We start from the raw sequence: 20,406 nt of genomic DNA, 5'->3' as shown, positions 1-20,406 counted from the left end.
AAAAAAGAAAGGACAATCAATTTATGAAAAAAACAGCCGTGAGTAAAACATTGGCGCTTTTTCTGTCGGCCGCGCTGCTTTTTGCGGGCTGCGGCAAAACGGGCGGAGAGCAGGAAAGCGTGGGAGATATGGCCGGAGGCGGCGATAAAACCATGGGAAGATATGTGGAGGAAGAAATAGGCAGACCGGAAGAAATGGAGAGAAATGGAGGAATAGTCCGGCTTGCGGATGGTACCCTTCAGATTTTTGACTTTAATCAGGGCCCCTTTGTGTCTCAGGATGAAGGAAAGACCTGGACCAAAAAGTATGATGACTGGTCAGGTATGGTGGGTGAAGGCTATTTTATGAATGCTGCTGCTGCAAAGGATGGAAGCCTTTTCCTGGTATACAGTACTTATGATGCGGTGTCTTCTGAGGAAGGGGAAGAAGCATCTCAGGAAGAGGTGTCTGATGCGGAGCGCTCCGAACAGCCGGACACGGAGCCGACGGAGACAGAAGATACCGAAGTACAGGTGGAAGAGTCCGACATGTTTACAATAGACTGCCATTATATGTTTGTTTCTCCGGAAGGAGAGACTCGTGAGATTATGCTCCCTTTTGATATGGATAACTATGAGCTTATTACAAACTGCTGGTATACACCGGACGGCAGACTGCTTGCCAGCCAGGGAGGGGCCATTTATGAGATAAACCAGGAGGATGGTTCTCTGACCGTGCTTTTTGAAACAGATGGGGATGCGGATACAGCATGCTTCTCCGACACACAGATGGTGGCCTTTACAAATACGAAAGCCTATCGGTTTGATTTGGTAAAGGGGGAGCTGATGGAACAGGATGAGGAGCTTGATAAATTTATCAGCGGCCTGACGAACAACGGTGAAAAAGGGGTTTACTGGACCAGCGGCAATTATAGCTTCCTTGTAGCGATGGATAAAGATAATACACTTTATCTGGCCTGTCAGGACGGCCTGTATCAGTGTACGGCAGGAGAAAGCCCGAAGCAGCTTCTTCAGGGAACCCTCTGTTCCATGGGAGATCCTTCCAATGGAAAATACGGAATGCTTGTGGAAGACGGTCCGGTATTCCTGGTTCTTTTCTCCTCAGGGTTATCCCGTTTTACCTATGACGAGACAATGCCCGCCACCCCGGACAAAGAGCTGAAGGTTTACAGTCTTAAGAAGGATCAGACTCTGCAGCAGGCTGTTTCCGCTTATCAGAAGGCTCACCAGGATGTTTTTGTAAAATATGAAGTGGGTATGTCGGGAGAAAACGGGCTTACAGCAGAGGATGCTATTAAGGCATTGAATACGGAGATTATGGCAGGAAACGGGCCGGATGTAATTATGCTGGACGGCCTTCCCATAGAATCCTATCTTGCCAAAGGAATGCTGGCAGACTTAAGTGAAAACCTGAAGGCAGTAGAAGAAAAAGAGGAATTTTTTGATAACATTACCCGGGTATACGAGGAGGATGGGAAAATATATGCCATACCTACCAGATTCCGGATTCCTCTTCTCATGGGAAATGAGGAGTTTGTGTCAAACATACAGGATCTGTCTTCCCTGTCAGCCGTTATGGAAGAAATGAGAGAGAAAAATCCGGAAGGAAGCATTTTATCGGCATATACGCCGGAAATTCTGCTGAAAATGCTGGCAATCGCGAGTGAACCGACCTGGAGTAAGGAGGATGGAAATCTTCAGGAAGAGACGGTTAAGGAATTCCTTACACAGGCCAAAAAAATTTATGATAATGAAATCAGCGGTATTTCTGATTCGGAAAAGGAAGAATTCCTGAATTCCGTCAGAGGTTCGGATGACAGTTCGGGTACGGCGGAGGAAACAGCGCTGGATATTTCCTGGAGTATCCTGAATTTCCTGACCAAGTCCCAGGCACAGCTTGCTATCGGGGCATCACAGCAGGTAAGCCTGGACTTTACCAATGTAATTTCCGTTCCCAGGGTTAAGCCTGAGGTAGTATATAAACCGCTCTCTCTTCAGGCTGAGAATGTATTTCAGGCTGAGTCCATAGTCGGCGTGTCCGCTAAGGCTGCGGAGCCGGAAATGGCCAGGGAATTTGTGGAAATGCTTTTATCCTATAATGTGATGTCTATGCAGCAGGAACCATATCCGGTGAACGCAGCCAGCTTTGACAGTCTCTTTGATACGGATATGGAAGGGGATGGCGCATTTGGCTCTATGGGCATCAGCAAGGATGACGGCAGTGTTGCAACTCTGGATTTATATTGGCCAAATGAGGAAGAGCAGAAGGGACTGGAACAGATGGTGAGAAGCCTTAAAACCCCCTACCTTCCCGGCAGCCCTATAGAACAGGCGATTCTGGAAGCAGGTGTATCCGTACTGGAAGGAAATATGAGTGTAGATGAAGGAGTGGCGCAGATAAAACAGAAGATACAGTTGTATCTGTCTGAATAAAAGAAAATGAGAAAAAGAAGAAAGAAAAGAAAATCCGCATATCTTTTTTTCCTGCTGCCCAGCTTCCTGGGAGTGACCCTGTTTGTATTGGCGCCCTTTGCAGATGTGGTCAGACGATCCTTTGTTACGGCAGTAACCGGAGAATTCAGAGGCTTTGAGAACTATAAAATGGTCTTTGAGACAAGGGCCTTCCGGATGGCGGCAGGAAATACGGCGCGGTTTATTCTGGTATGCCTGCCGCTGCTGATAGGGCTGGGACTTATCATTGCTTATTTTTTAAGCCGTTTTCCCCGGATCCGCTTCCTTAAATCCGCTTTTTTGTTCCCCATGGCCATACCGGCGGCTACGGTAGTACTCATCTGGAAGCTTGTATTTGATAAACAGGGTTTTCTTAACCTTGCGCTGACCAGTCTTTCCGAAAGGCTGGCCGGCATGGGTCTTGTGGAAGCAGCAACGGTTTTTCAGACAGACTATATGGGGACAGCTGCCGCCTTCTGGGTGTTGGTTTTCAGCTACATATGGAAAAACCTTGGATATACGGTTGTGCTGTGGCTGACAGGCATTCTTTCCATATCTGAGGAAGTGCGGGAAGCGGCACGGGTGGACGGTGCGGGAGAATGGAAATGCTTTATAAGAATTATTATGCCTAACCTGAAGCCGGTTTTATATACCATAACAGTGCTCTCCTTTTTGAATACGTTTAAGGCATTCCGGGAGGCGTATCTGGTAGCGGGCTCCTATCCGGATGAAAGCATGTATCTGCTTCAGCATTTGTTTAACAACTGGTTTACCAAGATGGATTTTGACAAAATGGCGGCAGCGGCGGTATGTATGGGGCTGCTGTTATTTGCCGCAATTATGCTGCTGCAGAAGCTGTGGGATGAAGGAGATTGACGATGACGGGATTTTTATATGGACATCAGGGAAAAAGAAGGAAGCTGAAACGTGCAGCGGGCCGTATCTTCAGGAAAATGCGGGAAATAGTTATTTATGCATTGCTTGTCCTGATCGGGCTTTTTCTCTGTTCCCCTGTTTTGCTGCTGTTATCCGGTTCCATAACCGGAGATTATGAATTGACCCAGGCGCTGAAACCGGCCCTCCTGGAAGGAAGCGGATTTATATCATGGGACTTCATTCCGGAGTTCCCCACGTTTGCATCATTTCGGAAACTCTTATTTTATTCTCCTCAGTTTTTTATGCTTTTCTGGAACTCAATAAAAATGGTGCTTCTGATTCTGGCAGGACAGCTTTTGGTTTCGGTTCCGGCAGCCTGGGCCTTTGCAGTATATAAGTTTCCATTCCGGAAAATTTTGTTTACGCTCTATATTGTACTTATGCTGATGCCTTTTCAGGTGACCATGCTTTCCTCCTACCTGGTACTGGACAGACTGCATATGCTTGACACCCAGGGGGCGGTGATCCTTCCGGCGATATTTTCCACGTTTCCCGTATTCCTTATCTACCGGGGGTTCCGAGGTGTTCATCCGGGTCTGCTGGAGGCGGGGAGAATGGATGGAGCGGGGGAACTCAGGCTGTTTGTAATGATAGGACTGCCCCTGGGTTCATCGGGAATTCTGTCCGCGTTCGTCCTGGGATTTTTGGAATATTGGAATATGATTGAACAGCCGCTTACCTTTCTGAAAAACAAGGCGCTCTGGCCTCTCTCCCTGTATCTTCCTGAAATAGGGCTGAACCAGGCCGGATTTGCTTTCGCGGCATCAGTGGTCACTCTGATTCCTGCCCTTTTTATTTTCCTCCTGGGACAGGATTATCTGGAGCAGGGAATTGCGATGAGCGGGCTGAAGGAATAGATTTTCCGGACGGAGATGAAAGAGGAACAGGAGAAATATCATGGATTTTATACGGAAAAAGAAAAAAATTCTTATTGCAGGCTGCATATTCTTTGGAATTATGTTTTTATGCACCCTGCTTTCCAAAGGGATATATGGGGCCAGCCTTCCGCAGGTGGAAACGGCTGTTCCGGAAAAAAGAGCCATCGGGCATACGGTGGAAGCGGCGGGAAATATCACTGCGGGCAGAGAGCTTGCGGTAGATGCGGTGAGCGGACTGAAAGTAAATCAAATTTACGTCGATCTCGGAGACAGTGTTTCCGAGAATACACTGTTGTTTGATGTGGATCAGGAGGATCTCAAGGAGAAGATAGCCGAGCAGGAACTTGCCATTAAAAAACTGGAAATGAGTAATGAACAGGCACGGCAGCAAAAAGAACTCGATGCGCAAAAGGATCTGCTGAACCAGAACCGTTCCCTTGAGGATTATGCGCTCGCAGATACGGAAGAAAACCGTAAAATCGAACAGGCAGGGGATTCCGTGGCAAAGGCGGAGGAAAAGCTGAATGATCATCTAAACAACCAGCCGAAACAGACCTCCGATGAGGACAGAAATAATAAAAAACAGGAATATACGGATTGGGAAAGCCGAATGAAGGATCTGCAGAAGCAGCAGATTAGTGCATCTTCTGAACTGGAGTCTGCAAAATCTGCGGAAGAGGCGGCACAGAAAGCTTTGGATGACTATATTGCGGCCCATGGCAGCAGCGGCAATACGGGATCCGGGACAGATGGGGGCCAGGCGGCGCCCGAAGAAAGTCAGCAGCAGGAGAGCAGTGCCGCTCCGGCTGCGGAAGGGGATGTAAGCGGTAATGATACCGGAGGCAGTACAGACAATGAAAACTCAGATGATAATTCTTCCGGAGGAAATCAGGGCAGCGGACAGTCCCAGGATTCCGGTGACAATAATTCCGGAAATAATGGAAATAACAATGACCCGGAAAGGGAAAAACTGGAGGAAGCGCTGAAAGCGGCCGTATCCAGAAGAGAAAACGCGCAGAAAAGGCTGAAAGAAATAGAGGATGAGCTTGCAAAAGGCGATGTGGATGCGAAGACAAAGCCGGATTATACAGGGGAAGATTCTGCCTGGGATAACTGGAAGAGCACCAAAAAAAGCCTGGAGGATTCTGTGGACAGTGCCAAACAGGATCAGGAGAACAGTGTCTGGGATAAGCTGGATGCCATGCTGGAAGCAAAGCGTAAGGTGGAGGATTCCAATCTCAATGGGGATCCTGATCTGACGATAGAAATGAATCAGATGGAGATCACCTACAGGAAAGAAATTCTGAAAAAGTATACACAGCTGGAAAATAACGGGGGACAGGTTTTCGGGGAAGATAATGGTATTGTAACTAAAATTAAAATTTCACCCGGAGAAATCATACCCCAGGGAGCATCAATTGTGCTGGCGGATTTGGATGAAAGTCTGAAATTCCGTGTTATCCTTACCAAAGAAGAAAAAAAGTATGTGGATATAGAAGATACGGTAACGCTTAAGCTGGGAAACAGCGGAAAAACAGTACAGGCGCAGGTTGCTTTCATTGCGGAAAGTGAAAGCATGCCGGGAAGCTATGAGGCTGTTGTTTACCTTCCCGAAGGTGTTGGAACAGTAGGGCAAAGCGGAACTCTTGTGGCGTCCTCCCAGTCGGAAAGCTATCCGATAACCATACCGGCAAAAGCACTTCACAGTGAAAATGAACGATATTATATTTATGTGCTTAGAAAGCAGCAGGGAATCCTGGGAGAGGAACTGGCGGTAAGCCGGGTGGATGTGAATGTGCGGGATAAGAATAATAAATATGCTTCCATTGAAGAAGGAGCCATAGATGCGGAAACGGAGATTGTGGTGGATTCTACGAAGGAGCTTTCGGAAGGGAAGGTGGTGAGGTATGGGAAACAATAAGTTATTGGTAAAAAAATCTTTTGACAAATCCCTTTCCCCTTGTTATTATTAGTGCAGTAAAAGAAAGAGAGGTATTTTTGTGTTAATTGCAGTCAATGTGAGGAAGATAAGCAAATAGCGATCAGGCAGAAGCGGAGAGATGGTTTCGGCTTTCCTTCTGTAAGTCTGCCCTGATGGATTTCCGAACAGGCTGCGTTTACAGATACTGTTATCTTTATGACGGCATAATCCTGCTTGCGGGATTATGCCCTTTTTGTTATATGCCGTGCGGACGGCATATGGCAACAGGCTCCCGGACAGGATTAATATCCGGGTTATTATGGAGATCCACAGGGTAAGTCTGACCCTGTGGATTTTTACGTTTATGGCTTCCTCAGTAAGGAACAATGAAAATGAAAATTATAAATCTGGAGAGAATAGAATAAATGAATGATATGAATGAAATGCTGGAATTTCAGCAGATAAAAGAAATGTTAAAGGCGTATGCCATGACGGAAAAGGCAAGAGAACGACTGGAAGCGCTGAAACCTTATCTGGATCAGACAAGAGCGGAGGCGGCTGTACGTGAAACCACGGAGGGAAGACGAGTTCTGGATGCTTTTGGAAATCCTCCTTTTTCAGAAACCGAGGGTATACGGAAAACAATACAGGAGGCACAGGCGGGCATCCTGCTCAATCCGGATCAGCTGGAGGAAATCCGCCAATTTGCAGTGATGTCCATACGCCTTGTGAGATATCTGCAAAGATGCAGAGAGCTTGCGCCGGGACTGGCAGGCTTTGCGGCCGGTCTTCAGGATCTTTCCCATCTTCAGGACGAAATTGAACGCTGCATCCGTGGGGGAAGGGTGGATGATTATGCCAGCAAAACCCTGCGAAGCATACGGCAGAGAAAAAACCAGGCGGAAGAGCAGATAAGGGCAAAACTGGATTCCATGCTGCGCAGCTCGAAAAGTTACTTTTCCGAAAGCTTTGTTTCCAACAGAAACGGCCATTATACCCTTCCTGTTAAAAAGGAATATAAAAATAAATTCCCTGGTACGGTAGTGGATGCTTCCTCCACCGGGACTACTTTCTTTATTGAACCGGCAGCAGTTTCCAAACTCCGTGAGGAAATAAATCATCTGGAAACAGAAGAAGAAAATGAAGTTAAGATTATTCTGTATACCCTGTCCGCGCTGGTGGAGGATAACCGGGAGGCCATTACAATAAACCTGGAATATATGGAAGAGCTGGATTATGTATTTGCCAAAGGAAAGCTGAGCGCCGGCATGGAGGCCAGGGAACCGGCACTGAATACCAGGCGTTATATAAAAATCAGAAACGGAAAGCATCCCCTTCTGAAAAGTGAAAGTACGGTACCCTTGAATATAGAATTCGGAGGGGATACAAAAGGCGTTATAATTACGGGACCTAATACAGGAGGAAAAACAGTTGCCCTGAAAACGATAGGCCTGCTGTCGGTTATGGCCTGCTGCGGTCTGCATATTCCCTGTGAAGATGCGAATTTGGCCATGAATGCGGATGTTTTCTGTGATATCGGGGACGGACAGAGTATAGCTGAAAATCTGTCCACTTTTTCCTCCCATATAAAGAATATTATCCGTATTTTGGAGAAGGCGGATGAGGAATGCCTGATATTGCTGGATGAACTTGGCTCAGGGACCGATCCGGCGGAAGGTATGGGCATTGCGGTCGCCGTGCTGGAAGAGCTGCGGAGAAAAGGCTGCCTGTTTGTGGTAACCACCCATTATCCGGAGGTAAAGGAATATGGTGAGAGGGCGGAAGGGGTTATCAATGCCAGAATGGCTTTTGATAAGGAAAGCCTGAAGCCGCTCTATCGTCTGGAGCTGGGCGAGGCAGGTGAAAGCTGTGCCTTTTATATTGCCAGACGGCTGGGAATGTCGGAGGAAACACTGCAGATGGCATGGAAAGCTGCTTATGGAAACGGCGGACAGGAAAAGAAAGCTCTGCCTGATATAACGGAAGATAAAGAAGAGACTCAGAAAGAGAGAAAGCAAAACCCGAAAAATAAAAAAATATCCCGTATCCGTTCTAAGGAAGAGGAACAGAAAGCCGGAAAACACAAGCAGGAAGATATTAAAAGCAGATTTCAAATTGGGGACAGCGTTATGGTGTATCCTCAGCGTAAGCTGGGAATAGTATTTGCCCCGGCAGATGACAGAGGTGATGTGGGCGTCCAGATTCAGAAAAGAAAGCTTCTGGTAAATTACAAACGTCTGCAGCTGAAGGTAGCCGCCAGTCAGATGTATCCTGAGGATTATGATTTTTCCATTATTTTTGATACGGTGGAGAACAGGAAAGCAAGGCATCAGATGGAACGTAAGTATGTACCGGATATGGAAATTAAATATGAGAAGGAAGCAGATGAAAAATAAAATGAAACCATTAATATTTCAATAATATTTTAAGTAAAAAACTAATAGTTATTTAAATAATTAAGTAATACAAAAGACGGCCATGAATACGGCCGTCTTTTGTATTATTAAACGAAACCATACTGTTTCGGCTTTACAGCTTTTTTACCGGAAGTGCAATACACCCTCCGGTAAGGGTATCCGCACCGAAATTAACAGACGGCGCCAGCTCCGGCGCATATGCATAGCCGAAACGTTCCGGACGGTAAGTCTGGCTTGCCTGAAATACGGATTCAATGGCAATGCAGTAATCCTCTTCCTTTTCATAAGGAGGGGACTGGAAATAAAGATAATCGCAGGGAGGCAGTGAAAGCAGAGTGCAGCCTTCCGGTACTGTAATATCTATATCCTCGGGCAGTTCCACTCCGGCAGCGGTTTCTGTGGTGCCTTCCGGATGAAGGGAAGGGGGAAGGGTCATAAGAGCTGCCGTTTCCAGCCGGTTGGGAATGCTGTTGAAAAGTCCTTCCCATTCACAGCTCATTTCTTCGCAGAATGAAAAATAATCATGGGCCTTTTGAGCATACATAACAAGAAGCTTCCGGGCCGGTTTATGGATGACTGTGACAGTGCATATGGATTGGGAGCTCTCTCTTTCCTGAGGGGTGTTTGACTGATTTTCCATTTCTTGTATCTCCTTTTGTTTTAGATAGGAGTAGTAATGCTGAATGGGATATTGAACAAAAAGCGGAATAGGGACCTGGCCATGGCGGTAACGGGACGGAGTTGTGCCGAAAAGCTTATTAAAAGCCCGCGTATAACCTTCATGGCTTTCAAAGTCCGTATCCAGAGCGATATCCAGTATGGTGGAATCCGTTTTAATCAGAGATTCCGCGCTTGCGGTCATCTGTACCGCCCGGACATATTCTTCCGGTGTTTTATCCATAAGCTCCTTAAAAATACGGCAGGCATGTCTCCGTGAATACCCGGCGGCTTCATATAATGCATCCATTGTAAAATCCGCATCCATACAGTGATCCCGGATGTAGTTCTGCATTCTGGCCGCTAGTTCAACTTTTTCCCATTGCATGTTGTGCTCCTTCGTAAATCAGATTAACAGGTAAAGAGAGAAGATTCTTGACCTGAATGGACAAGATTGTTTTTGCATTACAATTATACCAAATGTTCCGGGGAATCCATAGAGAAAATGTTTTATCTACGCACTATTTGGAAAGATACCTGAAGGCGGAGAAGAAAAATATTCCGAGGAAAAGCTGTCGTGATGGGGTAAATTATGTTATATAATAATTCTATTATATTTTTGCAACTCAGTATTGGTTGAAAAATTGTTGATAGTGCTAATATTACCGTTCATAGTTTCCCTGTGCTGTATTATCGTTTCCTCTGCCGGGAAGACCCGGCCAGAGGAAACGATAATACAGCACAGGGAAACTGTGCACCTTACGGACAGAGGGGGATAAAATGAAATGGTTTTATGATGTAAGGAAATCACTGCTGGGAAGGCTTATTCTCAGCATTCTGATTATCTGGATTCCATTCACGGCATTTGTGCTGGGCGGTCTGGTGATTGTAAGCAGACATCTTACGAAGGAAACGATAAATAACCAGACAGATAAAGTGAAGTATTATTCCGCCATTATCAATGCAGACATCGAAAGAGTCATGCAGTCCATGTATCAGCTGTGCGGAAATAAGGCAATTGTGGAGTTTACGGGAAACTGGAAGGGACAGGTGGATTATCCTTCTTTCCTTGCATATCTGGAAGCCTATAATACCATTAAGGAATACCGGAATATAAGCATGTACATAGATGATGTATTTGTTTATCTGCCGGATTCCAATGAGGTGCTCAGCGCCAACTACAGTATTATTCCGGCGGACGATATTTTTCAGACCATGAAAAAGGACTACTTAGAGAATGAAGTCTCTTTTTTCCATTTTGATGATGCGCTATATTATATATCCCAGGGCAGCAATTCGGTCATGGTGGGAATAAAGGTTTCTCTTTTGGATATCCGATACACCCTGCGCGGATATGAAAGTGAAGAGAATTATGATTATTTGTTTGTGGATTCGGAAACAAAGGAATTATTGGGAAGGCCGGAAACCGTATCAGAAACAGGAAGGCAGGTATATGAGAAGATTGACTGGGAGAAGTCGGAAACACAGGTACAGAAGGTAGATGGCAGCAAATATCTTATAGACCAGATTGGAAGCAAGGCAAACAGATTTTTGATTATTGTTTATATGAACCGGGCGGTTGCATACAGGACGATATATATTCTGTATTGGATATGGGCGGCAACTTCAGTGGTCCTTCTGCTGATGCCTGTTTTCCTGACTATAGTGATACGCCGGATCATAAACCGGCCTATGGAAAAGCTGAGCCACGCCATGAAGCTGGTGGAACAGGAAAAATATGATTATAAGCTGGAGATGGATGAATCCAAGGAATTCAACTATGTTTTCGCAAGATACAACCAAATGACGGAAAAGGTTAAAAATCTGATACAGGAGGTCCTGGAAAAACAGCTGCAGGTAGAACAGGCAAAATATAAAGAGCTCCAAATGCAGATAAACCCGCATTTTTTGTTTAACAGCCTCTATATGGGATATCATATGGCAAAGTCCGATGACTGCGAAGCCGTGGGTGATCTGTGTATGTATCTGGGAGACTATTTCAGCGTGCTGACCTTTGCATCCAACGAGTTTATTTCGATAGACAATGAGCTGAAATTTATAAATACATATTTAAAACTAAATCAAATGCGTTTTGGTCAAAAGCTGAATTATCGGATTCATGCGGAAGAAAGCCTGGGGGATTATACAATTCCTCCTCTGCTTCTTCAGCCGCTTATAGAAAATTCCATTATGCATGGGATGGAGAAGTGTACGCATCCCTGTCTGATTGAGATTACAATTCGTGAAAACGGGGACAGCATTGATTTTTCCGTGGAAGATAATTCCGGTGTGATAACACAGGAAACGATTGATAAAATCAGACAAATTATATCGCTTGATAAAATGCCGGATACCTATTTTGGATTATGGAATATACAGAACAGACTGACCAGGAACGGGGACTGTAAGGAAGGGCTGTATCTGGAAAAATCAGATAGCAAAAGCACCTCTGACAGCACCATTTCCACAGAATACTCTATTTTCCGGATATCTTTTTCCATCGCAAAGAGGAAGGAGCATTATGTATAGTTTACTGATTGTGGATGATGAAGAAATTATTTTAAACGGAATCAAAGATGCGGTGTCTTCCTCCGCTCTGCCCTTGAAGTCTGTGAGGACGGCATCTTCTGCAAAGGATGCGCTGAAAATGCTCATGAAGGATCCCTGCGATATTATTGTCTCGGATATCCGTATGCCTGATATGGACGGACTGGAAATGGCGGAACAGGCGAAGCGGATATGGCCGGAGACAAGGATCATTTTTCTCACCGGATACCAGGACTTTGAATACGTAAGAAAGGCGCTCAGGCTTAACAGTGATGATTACCTCTTAAAGCCGGTGTCCGATGAAAAATTAACAGAAGTGATCGGCAATGTGATTTCCAAGCTGGACAGCCTGTGGATGGAACGTTTTGACTTAAGATACAGAAAAGCAGCGGAAACAGAAAAGACATCCATAAATCCGGGAAAAGCAGTATATTTCCTGTTTATTGCCTATGAAGCGGATCAGGCCAGAATGAGCGGGTCAGAGCTTCATAAAAGCCTGTGCGGAATGCTGGAAAGGTTATTCGGGCACTACTGCAGCGCACTTTTGTTTGAAAAGGGAGAGAATAATACAATTGTATGGCTCCAGCCTGTCATAGAAGAGGAATATTGGGATAAAGTGTGCCTGAAAACGCTGGAAGAGCTGCAGAGCTTTTTCCTTGAACACCTGGATATAAGGATGTCGATCGGATTGTCACAGAAGGCAAGGCCGGAGGATTCGGAGCAGTTAACAAGAAAAATGAAAGAGAAGTGCCTGGGAAAGGATAATTTCGGATGTCTGTTTATTTTGGACGCGGAAGAAGAAAAAGAAAACAGCAGTGAAAATTATGCGGTTAAAGCCGTTCAGTCTTACATCCGCAATAATCCCGAAAAGGATCTGTCCTTGGGTGCGCTTTCCGACAGATTCAGAATTAATCCCTCCTATCTGTCCAGAGTGTTCCATCAGGAGACCGGAATTCCCCTTTCGGAATTTATAGTCCGGATCAGGCTGGTTCTTGCGAAGAAGCTCTTAGCGGAAACAGATATGAAAATTTATGAGATAGCCCAGAAAACAGGGTTTGAAACACCAGGGTATTTTACCAAAGTATTTAATAAAGCAGAAAGGATATCTCCAAGAAATTTCCGGCTGAATGTAAGTAAAGATAAGGCAGAAAAGTAAAATCATTACCATTTCCCCTGTAAAATTGTTGTGATACCATAATAACAACAAGTGCAGCGGCCGATGCACAGGGGCGTAAAGGCGCCCGTATGAAAGAGATACTGTCTTATGTGGTAAATCAATTTGGAGGGTGAAATAGTGAAAAAGAGAAAGATTACCTTTATTCTGCTGTTATGTATGATTATGGCATCGCTGGCCGGCTGCGGTAAATCGGCTGCACAAGAGAATGTGAAGGTGGAAGGTCCAAGCAGTGATGCGGATAAAATGAAAAAATATGACCCGGAGATAACCCTTACCTTTGCCAAGGCCGAGGTTGTGACGAATTATCCGGAAGGGCAGAATGCACAGAATAATGCCATGTACCAGATGTGGGAAGATGTCATGGGAATTAAAGTGGAAAACTCTATTCTTTGTGCTTCCAACGCCATGACGGAGAAATTCCAGCTTGCGGTAGCTTCGGATGAGATTCCGGATTTCGGCATTGTGGATGCAACCACTCTGGCATCCTTAATCAAGAATGATATGGTTACGGATATGACCGATATTTATAAGGAATGGGCTACGGATAATCTGAAGGAAGTGGCAGGCCAGCAGGACAATGCCCTTTTTGCCCCGACCGTAAAGGACGGAAGATATATGGCAATACCGGTAGCAAATACAGTGGGAGACAGCTATCCTATTCTCTGGATGCGTAAGGACTGGCTGGATGCATTAGGGCTGGAAGAACCGAAAACCATGGAACAGGTATTTGACATTGCGGAAAAATTCGCACTCTCCGATCCGGACGGAAACGGAAAGGATGATACCTATGGTTTATATCTGGATAAAGACTTAAATGGGCTGGATTTCATCATGGCTGCCTATGAGGTTTACAGCAAGGATGAATATTGGGTAAAGCAGGAGGATGGAAGCTTTATAGCGGGCTGTACCGCTCCTGATGCCAAAAAGCCGTTGGGCGCCCTGGCAAAGCTTTATGAAGAAGGAGCCATTGATCATGAATTTGCCGTGAAGGAACAGAGCAAAGAAGAAGAATTAATTGCTTCAGGGCAAATCGGAATCTATATAGGTTACTTTTACAGCCCTTTGGGAGTGATGAAGGACAGTGTGGCGAATACAGGTGCCGACTGGGTTGCTGTTCCCATGCCGGCGGCGGAAGGCTATTCGGATTATAAACCGGGTGTCAACCTGAACGTATACGGATATATTTATGCGAAGAAAGGGATCGGCAATCCCGAGGCAATTGTTGTAATGCTGAATCATCTTTGCGACGGATATGCCGCACCCTGGCTTGCTGATGGAACAAGCGAATTTTATGAGAGGTATAATGAACTGGCCTCTGATCCGGAAATCAGCCAGGCGGGCGCCAACAATCTGATGCCTTTCCAAATGGCCGGAAATATCAACTGGGGAGAAAAGTTTACGGAAGCCATTGCGGCCGGTGAAGAGCATGTGGACGGGAAGGATGCGGATTTCCAGAATGTAATCAGTACGGATCTGCCTGCGGAACTCTCCTGGGCATGGAAAAAGGTATATCTGGAAGGTTATCTGGTGATGAATCTGGATAATGTGCGGTACAGTGATTATACCGGAGCGCCTACCGAAACAATGAGCAAAACACAGTCACTTCTGAAAACACAGAAGCTTACCGATTATATATCCATTATTATGGGAGATCAGCCCGTGGATTACTTTGATACCTTTGCGGAAACGTTTAACAATATAGGCGGAGCAAAAATCGGAGAAGAAATCAAGGAAGCACTGCAGTAATTTCTTCAAAAATGGCGGTGGTGTACAGGAAACACTGCCGCCGTTTTTGTATGGTTTTCAATTAATTATCGAGGTGACGCAGATGAATAAGATGGAAAGACTCAGAGTTAACTGGAAAAAGAACTGGCAGCTTCATTTGATGCTTTTTCCGGGGATACTGCTGATTTTGTTATTTAAGTATGTACCGCTCAGCGGCATACTGATTGCATTTAAGGATTTCATTCCCAGAAAAGGAATTTTTGGTTCGCCCTGGGTCGGTCTGGAGAATTTTGAGTACATGTTTTCTCTTCCGGATACTATGCGGGTTTTATGGAATACACTGAAAATAGCCGTATTGAAAATAGCGATTAATTTTCCCATTCCCATAATAATTGCTATCCTTTTGAATGAAGTAAAAAGCAGAAAATTTAAGAAAAGCGTTCAGACAATTATCTATCTTCCCTACTTTATTTCCTGGGTTATTTTATCGGGAATGATACTGGATATTTTTTCTTTGGACGGTGTGGTAAACCAGATATTAGGAAATTTCGGAGTGAATCCCATATTTTTTATGGGGGATAAGAAACCGTTTTTAGGGCTTCTTATCGGAACGGATGTCTGGAAAAATTTTGGCTACGGTACGGTGGTATACCTGGCCGCCATTACGGGGGTGGATGAATCTCTCTATGAGTCCGCTAAAATAGACGGTGCAAGCAGGTGGAAACAGATTCTGTATATAACCCTTCCCAGTATTGCCCCCATTGTAATGCTGATGATGATTCTGAACCTGGGAAATATCCTGAATGCTGGATTTGAACAGGTATTTACATTGTACAGTCCCCGTGTTTATGAAACTGCCGATATCATTGATACCTTTGTATACCGGATTTCGCTGGTGGAGGCCAATTACAGCCTTGGTACCGCGGTCGGTCTGCTGAAATCGGTTGTCAGCTTTCTGTTAATTGTCAGCAGCTATAAGCTGGCGAATAAATACAGCGACTACACAATCTTTTAGGGAGGAAGGGGCAAGATGAATAAAGCAATAAAAAAATACACGTTCCGTGTTATTAACGGCATTTTCCTGGCGGCGCTTGCGGCTCTGTGTCTGCTTCCGATCATACATATATTAGCGGTATCCTTCAGCAACCAGGCAGCGGTATCGGCGAATCAGGTTGGTCTTATTCCCAGGGGATTTACTTTTGCATCCTATAAAATGGTGGCTAAAAGAAATGCCTTCTGGCAGGCCTTTGGAATTTCTGTGGAGCGAGTTATAATAGGAGTTATCATTAATACGGTAATCACAGTATTGATGGCCTATCCGCTCTCGAAGAAGAAGAGTGAATTCCCGGCAAGGAAGATTTATGTATGGCTGCTGATTTTTGTCATGATTTTTGACGGCGGACTCGTGCCTAATTATATATTGATAAAGGATCTTAACTTATTTGATACCATATGGGCGTTGGTATTGCCGACAGCTGTTCCTATTTATAATATTATACTGACCATGAATTTTATGAAACAGCTGCCGGGAACGATTGAAGAAGCGGCAATGGTTGACGGGGCTACTTATTTTCAGCGGTTTATTAAGCTGATCATTCCTTTGTCGAAGCCGGTCATTGCCACAGTAACCTTATTCAGTTTCCTGAACCATTGGAACTCCTGGTTTGACGGCAAGATCTATAATAATCAGACTACGAATTATCCGCTGCAGACCTATTTGCAGAATCTTATTTCAAACTCAGATATGACCAATGCCGCGGAAGCGATTGAAAACGCATTATCAAATGTAAAAACACTGCAGGCGGCCCAGCTTGTGCTCACTCTTCTGCCTATTCTTTTGATATACCCCTTCCTGCAGAAATATTTTGTAAAAGGCATTACTGTAGGGGCGGTAAAGGGGTAAGCGGCAACGCAGAGGCAGCAGGGGAATGGCAGCAGGAAAAACAGGATTAGGGAGGTTAACGGAATGGCTGATTTTTTGGTTTCAGATTTTCTGGATTTGTTATATGAGGATTTAAGAAAAGATTTTATTTCTCCATTACAGGTGGGGAAGGAACGGTGGGAAAGCTATAAGGCCGGAAGGCTTTCAGAAATCAGACAATTATTGAGAATTGATCTGCTGGAAAACAAATATGAAGAAGCTCTGGATTATACTCTTTTGGAAAGCCATAAAGAAGACGGAATCACCATAGAAAAATATCAGGTGGAGCGGATAAAAAAACTGTCTCTCTGCGTTTATGTGCTCCGTCCTGATACAGGAAACGGAAAGGCTTTATTATATCTCAACGGGCATGATCCGAGAGGGGCAAAGGGAGTATTCGGGGCAGAAGGCCGGGTGAAAGCGGATGGTAATTCAGAAAAAGCGCTTTCCATGGAAATGGCAGCCATGGGCTATCTGGTGTTGGTACCGGAGCTGTTTGGCTTTGGGGAAGCGAAGAGAAAGGATGCGCCGGAAGGGACGGATGCCTGCGCCAGCTGCTCCATGCTGGCACCGCGCCTTTTGAATTCAGGTATGAACCTGGTGGGTATCCGCGTGTTTGAAGCCATGAAAACATTGGATTTTGCGGAGAAAGCATTTGCTATCCATTCCTTTGGCGCCTATGGAATATCGGGCGGAGGGCAGGTGTGCAATTATGCGGGAGTTCTGGATGACAGGATTGAAGCCGTTATGATTGCCGGATATCCGAATCTGTATAAGTACAGTATCCTGGCAATGGATCATTGTATCTGCAACTATGTTCCCGGACAGCTGGAGGCGGGAGAGAGCCATGAGATTACCTCGCTGGCGGCTCCCAAAAAACTGCTTACCATAAACGGCAGAAAGGATCCTATTTTTCCTCTTCAGGGAAGCGTGGAAGCCTTTCAGCTTTTGGAAGCCGTATATGAAATGCTGGGTGTGCCGGAGCGTTACAGCCATGTGCTGTTCGACGGCGGACATGAAAATTCTGTCCCGGATGTATGCGGGTGGCTGAGGGATAATTACTGACAGGAGGAAAAGGGATGGAAAAGCGGCTGAAAGAGGTATTAAACAGGGAAGAAGGAAACTACATCCTTCCTTTTTTCTGGCAGCATGGGGAAGACGGCGGAAGGCTGAGAGAGATGATGGGCGCTGTTTATTCTTCCGGGATAAGGGCGGTTTGTGTGGAATCAAGGCCGCATCCGGATTTTGCCGGTCCGGGCTGGTGGAGAGATATGGATATTATTATGGACGAGGCGCGGAAAAGAAATATGCGTGTCTGGGTTCTGGATGATGCCCATTTCCCTTCCGGATACTGCAACGGACTTGTTGAGGAGCAATCGGTCTATGCAAAACGTTATCTGGACCATTATACAATTGATGCGTCAGGTCCCGGGACAGGAACCTCTTTTTTCCTGTCCATTGACGAGGGGGAAGAATTAATTGGTGTTGTCGCCGCCCGGAGAAAGGGCAGAACGGCGGGAGAAGTTCAGGAACCCGTGGATATCACGCACAAAGTAAGGGGAAAGGTATTATATTGGGACATTCCGGAGGGCTATTGGAATATTATCGTCATAAAAAGTACATTTTCCGGCAGTGGAAGAAAAAAATACATTAATACCATTGATGCGTCCTCCGTCCGTTTCTTTCTGGACGTGGTTTATGAATCCCATCTGGAACATTATGGGGAGGATTTCGGCAATACTTTTGCAGGCTTTTTCTCTGATGAACCGGAGCTGGGGAACTGCCTGGGAGAATATGGGCATAATGCGGCAATCGGCCAGCCTGATATGAAGCTGCCCTGGGGAGAGGAGCTCTTTGGGATGGTGAAAAGCTTCTGGGGAAGCGGATTTGCGGTACGGCTGGCAGCGTTATGGAACCAAATGGGGGATCTCACCCCACAGTCCAGATATGAGTATATGAACATGGTGACCGATTTGTACGGCGGGAATTTCTGCGGTCAGATCGGAGAATGGTGCCGGGAGCATGGCGTGGAGTATATCGGCCATGTGATTGAGGATAACGGAACCCATGCAAGGCTTGGCCTGGGGACAGGGCATTATTTTAAGGCGCTGTGGGGGCAGCATATGTCCGGCATCGATGTGGTTTTGCAGCAGATACGTCCGGGCTATGATAAGATGGATTTTTATCATATCGGAGGGAAGGGCACATATAACGGGACTTTTTTTCATCACGGACTGGCTAAAATGGGGGCTTCTCTCGGACACCTGGATCCGAAGAAAAAGGGAAGAACCATGTGTGAGGTCTACGGTGCTTATGGATGGAGCGAAGGGCTGAAGCTGATGAAATGGCTGACAGATCATATGCTTGTGCGGGGAGTGAACTGGTTTGTGCCGCATGCATTTACTGCCGCCCCGTTCCCGGATCCTGACTGTCCGCCCCATTTTTACGGATGGGGAAATAATCCGCAGTTTCCCTGGTTTTCCTGCCTGTGCCATTATATGAACCGGATGAGCCATCTTTTAAACGGCGGAACGCATATTGCGGAGATCGCCCTTCTTTATACGGCGGAAACGGAATGGATGGGTTCCTGCCAGCCTTTTGAGGAGATCGGCATGCTTTTGGCAGAAAACCAGATCGACTACGAGGTGGTGCCAATCGGTATTCTGGAAACCTGTGAGGCTGCGGATGGGAAAATGAGGGCAGGGAATGAGGAATTCAGCGTTCTTATTGTTCCTGATTGTGAATGGATACCGGAAGAGCTGGAACAGTGGATTGTATATGCGGTGAGAAACGGGCTTCCGGTACTGTTTGCGGGACGACGGCCCGGCGTGATGAAGAGCGGGTGGCGCCAGGCGGAAAGCTTCAGCGGCTGGAAAGAGATGCACAAAGATGTGCAGGGGATGGATACTGCTGCAGAACAGCCGGAAGAAGAGAATGGGAACCTCAATTATGGATACGGAGATAATACGGAAAATCTGATATGTATTGAAGGAGACGGGGAAAAACTGCTGGAAAATCTGGAGCGCTTTGTGGATCGAGATATACGCTGTGACAGGAAGGTTCCCGGACTCAGATATTATCATTACAAGCAGGACGGCGGCGAATTTTATATGTTCTTCAATGAAGATCCCGTGATGCAGGTACATAGCTGGGTTTCTGTACGAGGGAGCGGAGAATGTCAGGCCTGTTGGTATAATGCCTTTGATAATGTTCTGGAACCTGCAGTGAGAAATGAAAAAGGGGAAGTGGAGCTGAAGCTGGCGCCGGGTCAGGCCGCTATGCTTTATCTGGGAACGGATACGGATTTGCCGCAGCCACAGGTTTACAAGATTGGGAAGAGTCTTGTGTTGGAGAAAGACTGGCGGATTTCCTTCCGGAGATATGATGAAAAAGATTTTGGCAGCAGTAAAAAGGCCGGAAAACTCTATAATATTACAGCCGCCGAAGAAACAGAAGATTTTTCCGGTACGCTGCGATATGAAACAGATCTTGAATGGAATCCGGATACAGATGGTGAGCTGCTGGAGATTGATTTTGGAACAGTATATGAAACACTGGAAGTCTGGCTGAATGATGAGAAGGCTTCGGTCAGGATTGCGCCGCCCTATTGCTGTACCCTGCAAAATTTACGGAAAGGTACGAACAGTCTGACAGTATATGTTGCAAATACCCTCGTTCATAAATACAGAGATTCCTTTTCGGCCACCATGCCGATTGAAGGAAGCGGTCTGCTGGGGCCTGTAACGGTGCAGGGATACTGGAAGTAAAATACCCGAT

General features: G+C 45.8%; 13 protein-coding genes. 12 read left to right on the top strand and 1 reads right to left on the bottom strand.

Annotated elements, in window-relative coordinates; translation table 11 throughout:
• Window positions 1-23 precede the first annotated feature (23 nt).
• From BLA28_RS06135 to BLA28_RS06110, 5 genes are all read left to right on the top strand, one after another.
• Window positions 24-2,432 (top strand): ABC transporter substrate-binding protein, encoded by a 2,409-nt coding sequence (locus BLA28_RS06135; protein ID WP_069156441.1) that lies wholly within the window; start codon window positions 24-26, stop codon window positions 2,430-2,432.
• 6 nt (window positions 2,433-2,438) lie between these two features.
• A complete protein-coding gene (locus BLA28_RS06130; protein WP_069156440.1) occupies window positions 2,439-3,326 on the top strand; it encodes a carbohydrate ABC transporter permease in 888 nt (295 codons plus the stop codon).
• 2 nt (window positions 3,327-3,328) lie between these two features.
• On the top strand, window positions 3,329-4,243 hold the full coding sequence (locus BLA28_RS06125) for a carbohydrate ABC transporter permease (protein WP_081329886.1): 915 nt from the start codon (window positions 3,329-3,331) through the stop codon (window positions 4,241-4,243).
• Window positions 4,244-4,283: 40 nt separating this feature from the next.
• Entirely contained in the window at window positions 4,284-6,185 is a 1,902-nt protein-coding gene (locus BLA28_RS06120) for a hypothetical protein (protein WP_069156439.1), read from the top strand.
• Window positions 6,186-6,610: 425 nt separating this feature from the next.
• On the top strand, window positions 6,611-8,581 hold the full coding sequence (locus BLA28_RS06110; RefSeq protein WP_069156437.1) for an endonuclease MutS2: 1,971 nt from the start codon (window positions 6,611-6,613) through the stop codon (window positions 8,579-8,581).
• A 133-nt stretch (window positions 8,582-8,714) separates the two neighbouring features.
• On the opposite strand, the gene BLA28_RS06105 is transcribed toward BLA28_RS06110, so the two are convergent.
• Window positions 8,715-9,647 (bottom strand): helix-turn-helix transcriptional regulator, encoded by a 933-nt coding sequence (locus tag BLA28_RS06105; protein WP_044968922.1) that lies wholly within the window; start codon window positions 9,645-9,647, stop codon window positions 8,715-8,717.
• A gap of 392 nt (window positions 9,648-10,039) precedes the next feature.
• Between BLA28_RS06105 and BLA28_RS06100 the strand changes: the two genes are divergently transcribed.
• The 7 genes from BLA28_RS06100 (at window position 10,040) to BLA28_RS06070 (ending at window position 20,396) form a co-directional block, all read left to right on the top strand.
• Window positions 10,040-11,788 (top strand): sensor histidine kinase, encoded by a 1,749-nt coding sequence (locus tag BLA28_RS06100; RefSeq protein WP_069156436.1) that lies wholly within the window; start codon window positions 10,040-10,042, stop codon window positions 11,786-11,788.
• Window positions 11,781-12,962, top strand: coding sequence for a response regulator transcription factor (locus tag BLA28_RS06095; RefSeq protein WP_069156435.1), 1,182 nt, complete (start codon window positions 11,781-11,783; stop codon window positions 12,960-12,962). Before BLA28_RS06100 ends, BLA28_RS06095 begins: the two co-directional genes overlap by 8 nt.
• Before the next feature lie 138 nt (window positions 12,963-13,100).
• The gene (locus BLA28_RS06090) at window positions 13,101-14,729 is read left to right on the top strand and encodes a type 2 periplasmic-binding domain-containing protein (RefSeq protein ID WP_069156434.1); all 1,629 of its coding nucleotides are present in this window, start codon (window positions 13,101-13,103) and stop codon (window positions 14,727-14,729) included.
• Between the two features lie 82 nt (window positions 14,730-14,811).
• Window positions 14,812-15,723, top strand: coding sequence for an ABC transporter permease (locus BLA28_RS06085; RefSeq protein ID WP_069156433.1), 912 nt, complete (start codon window positions 14,812-14,814; stop codon window positions 15,721-15,723).
• 15 nt (window positions 15,724-15,738) lie between these two features.
• Window positions 15,739-16,611 (top strand): carbohydrate ABC transporter permease, encoded by an 873-nt coding sequence (locus tag BLA28_RS06080; protein ID WP_069156432.1) that lies wholly within the window; start codon window positions 15,739-15,741, stop codon window positions 16,609-16,611.
• 63 nt (window positions 16,612-16,674) lie between these two features.
• The gene (locus tag BLA28_RS06075) at window positions 16,675-17,694 is read left to right on the top strand and encodes an alpha/beta hydrolase family protein (RefSeq protein WP_069156431.1); all 1,020 of its coding nucleotides are present in this window, start codon (window positions 16,675-16,677) and stop codon (window positions 17,692-17,694) included.
• Between the two features lie 14 nt (window positions 17,695-17,708).
• The gene (locus BLA28_RS06070; protein WP_069156430.1) at window positions 17,709-20,396 is read left to right on the top strand and encodes a hypothetical protein; all 2,688 of its coding nucleotides are present in this window, start codon (window positions 17,709-17,711) and stop codon (window positions 20,394-20,396) included.
• Window positions 20,397-20,406 lie beyond the last annotated feature (10 nt).

It is taken from the genome of Eisenbergiella tayi (assembly GCF_001881565.1).
Taxonomy (GTDB): Bacteria; Bacillota; Clostridia; order Lachnospirales; family Lachnospiraceae; genus Eisenbergiella; species Eisenbergiella tayi.
The sequence above is the reverse complement of the archived record's forward strand: the minus strand, read 5'-3'. Positions and strand labels throughout refer to the sequence as shown.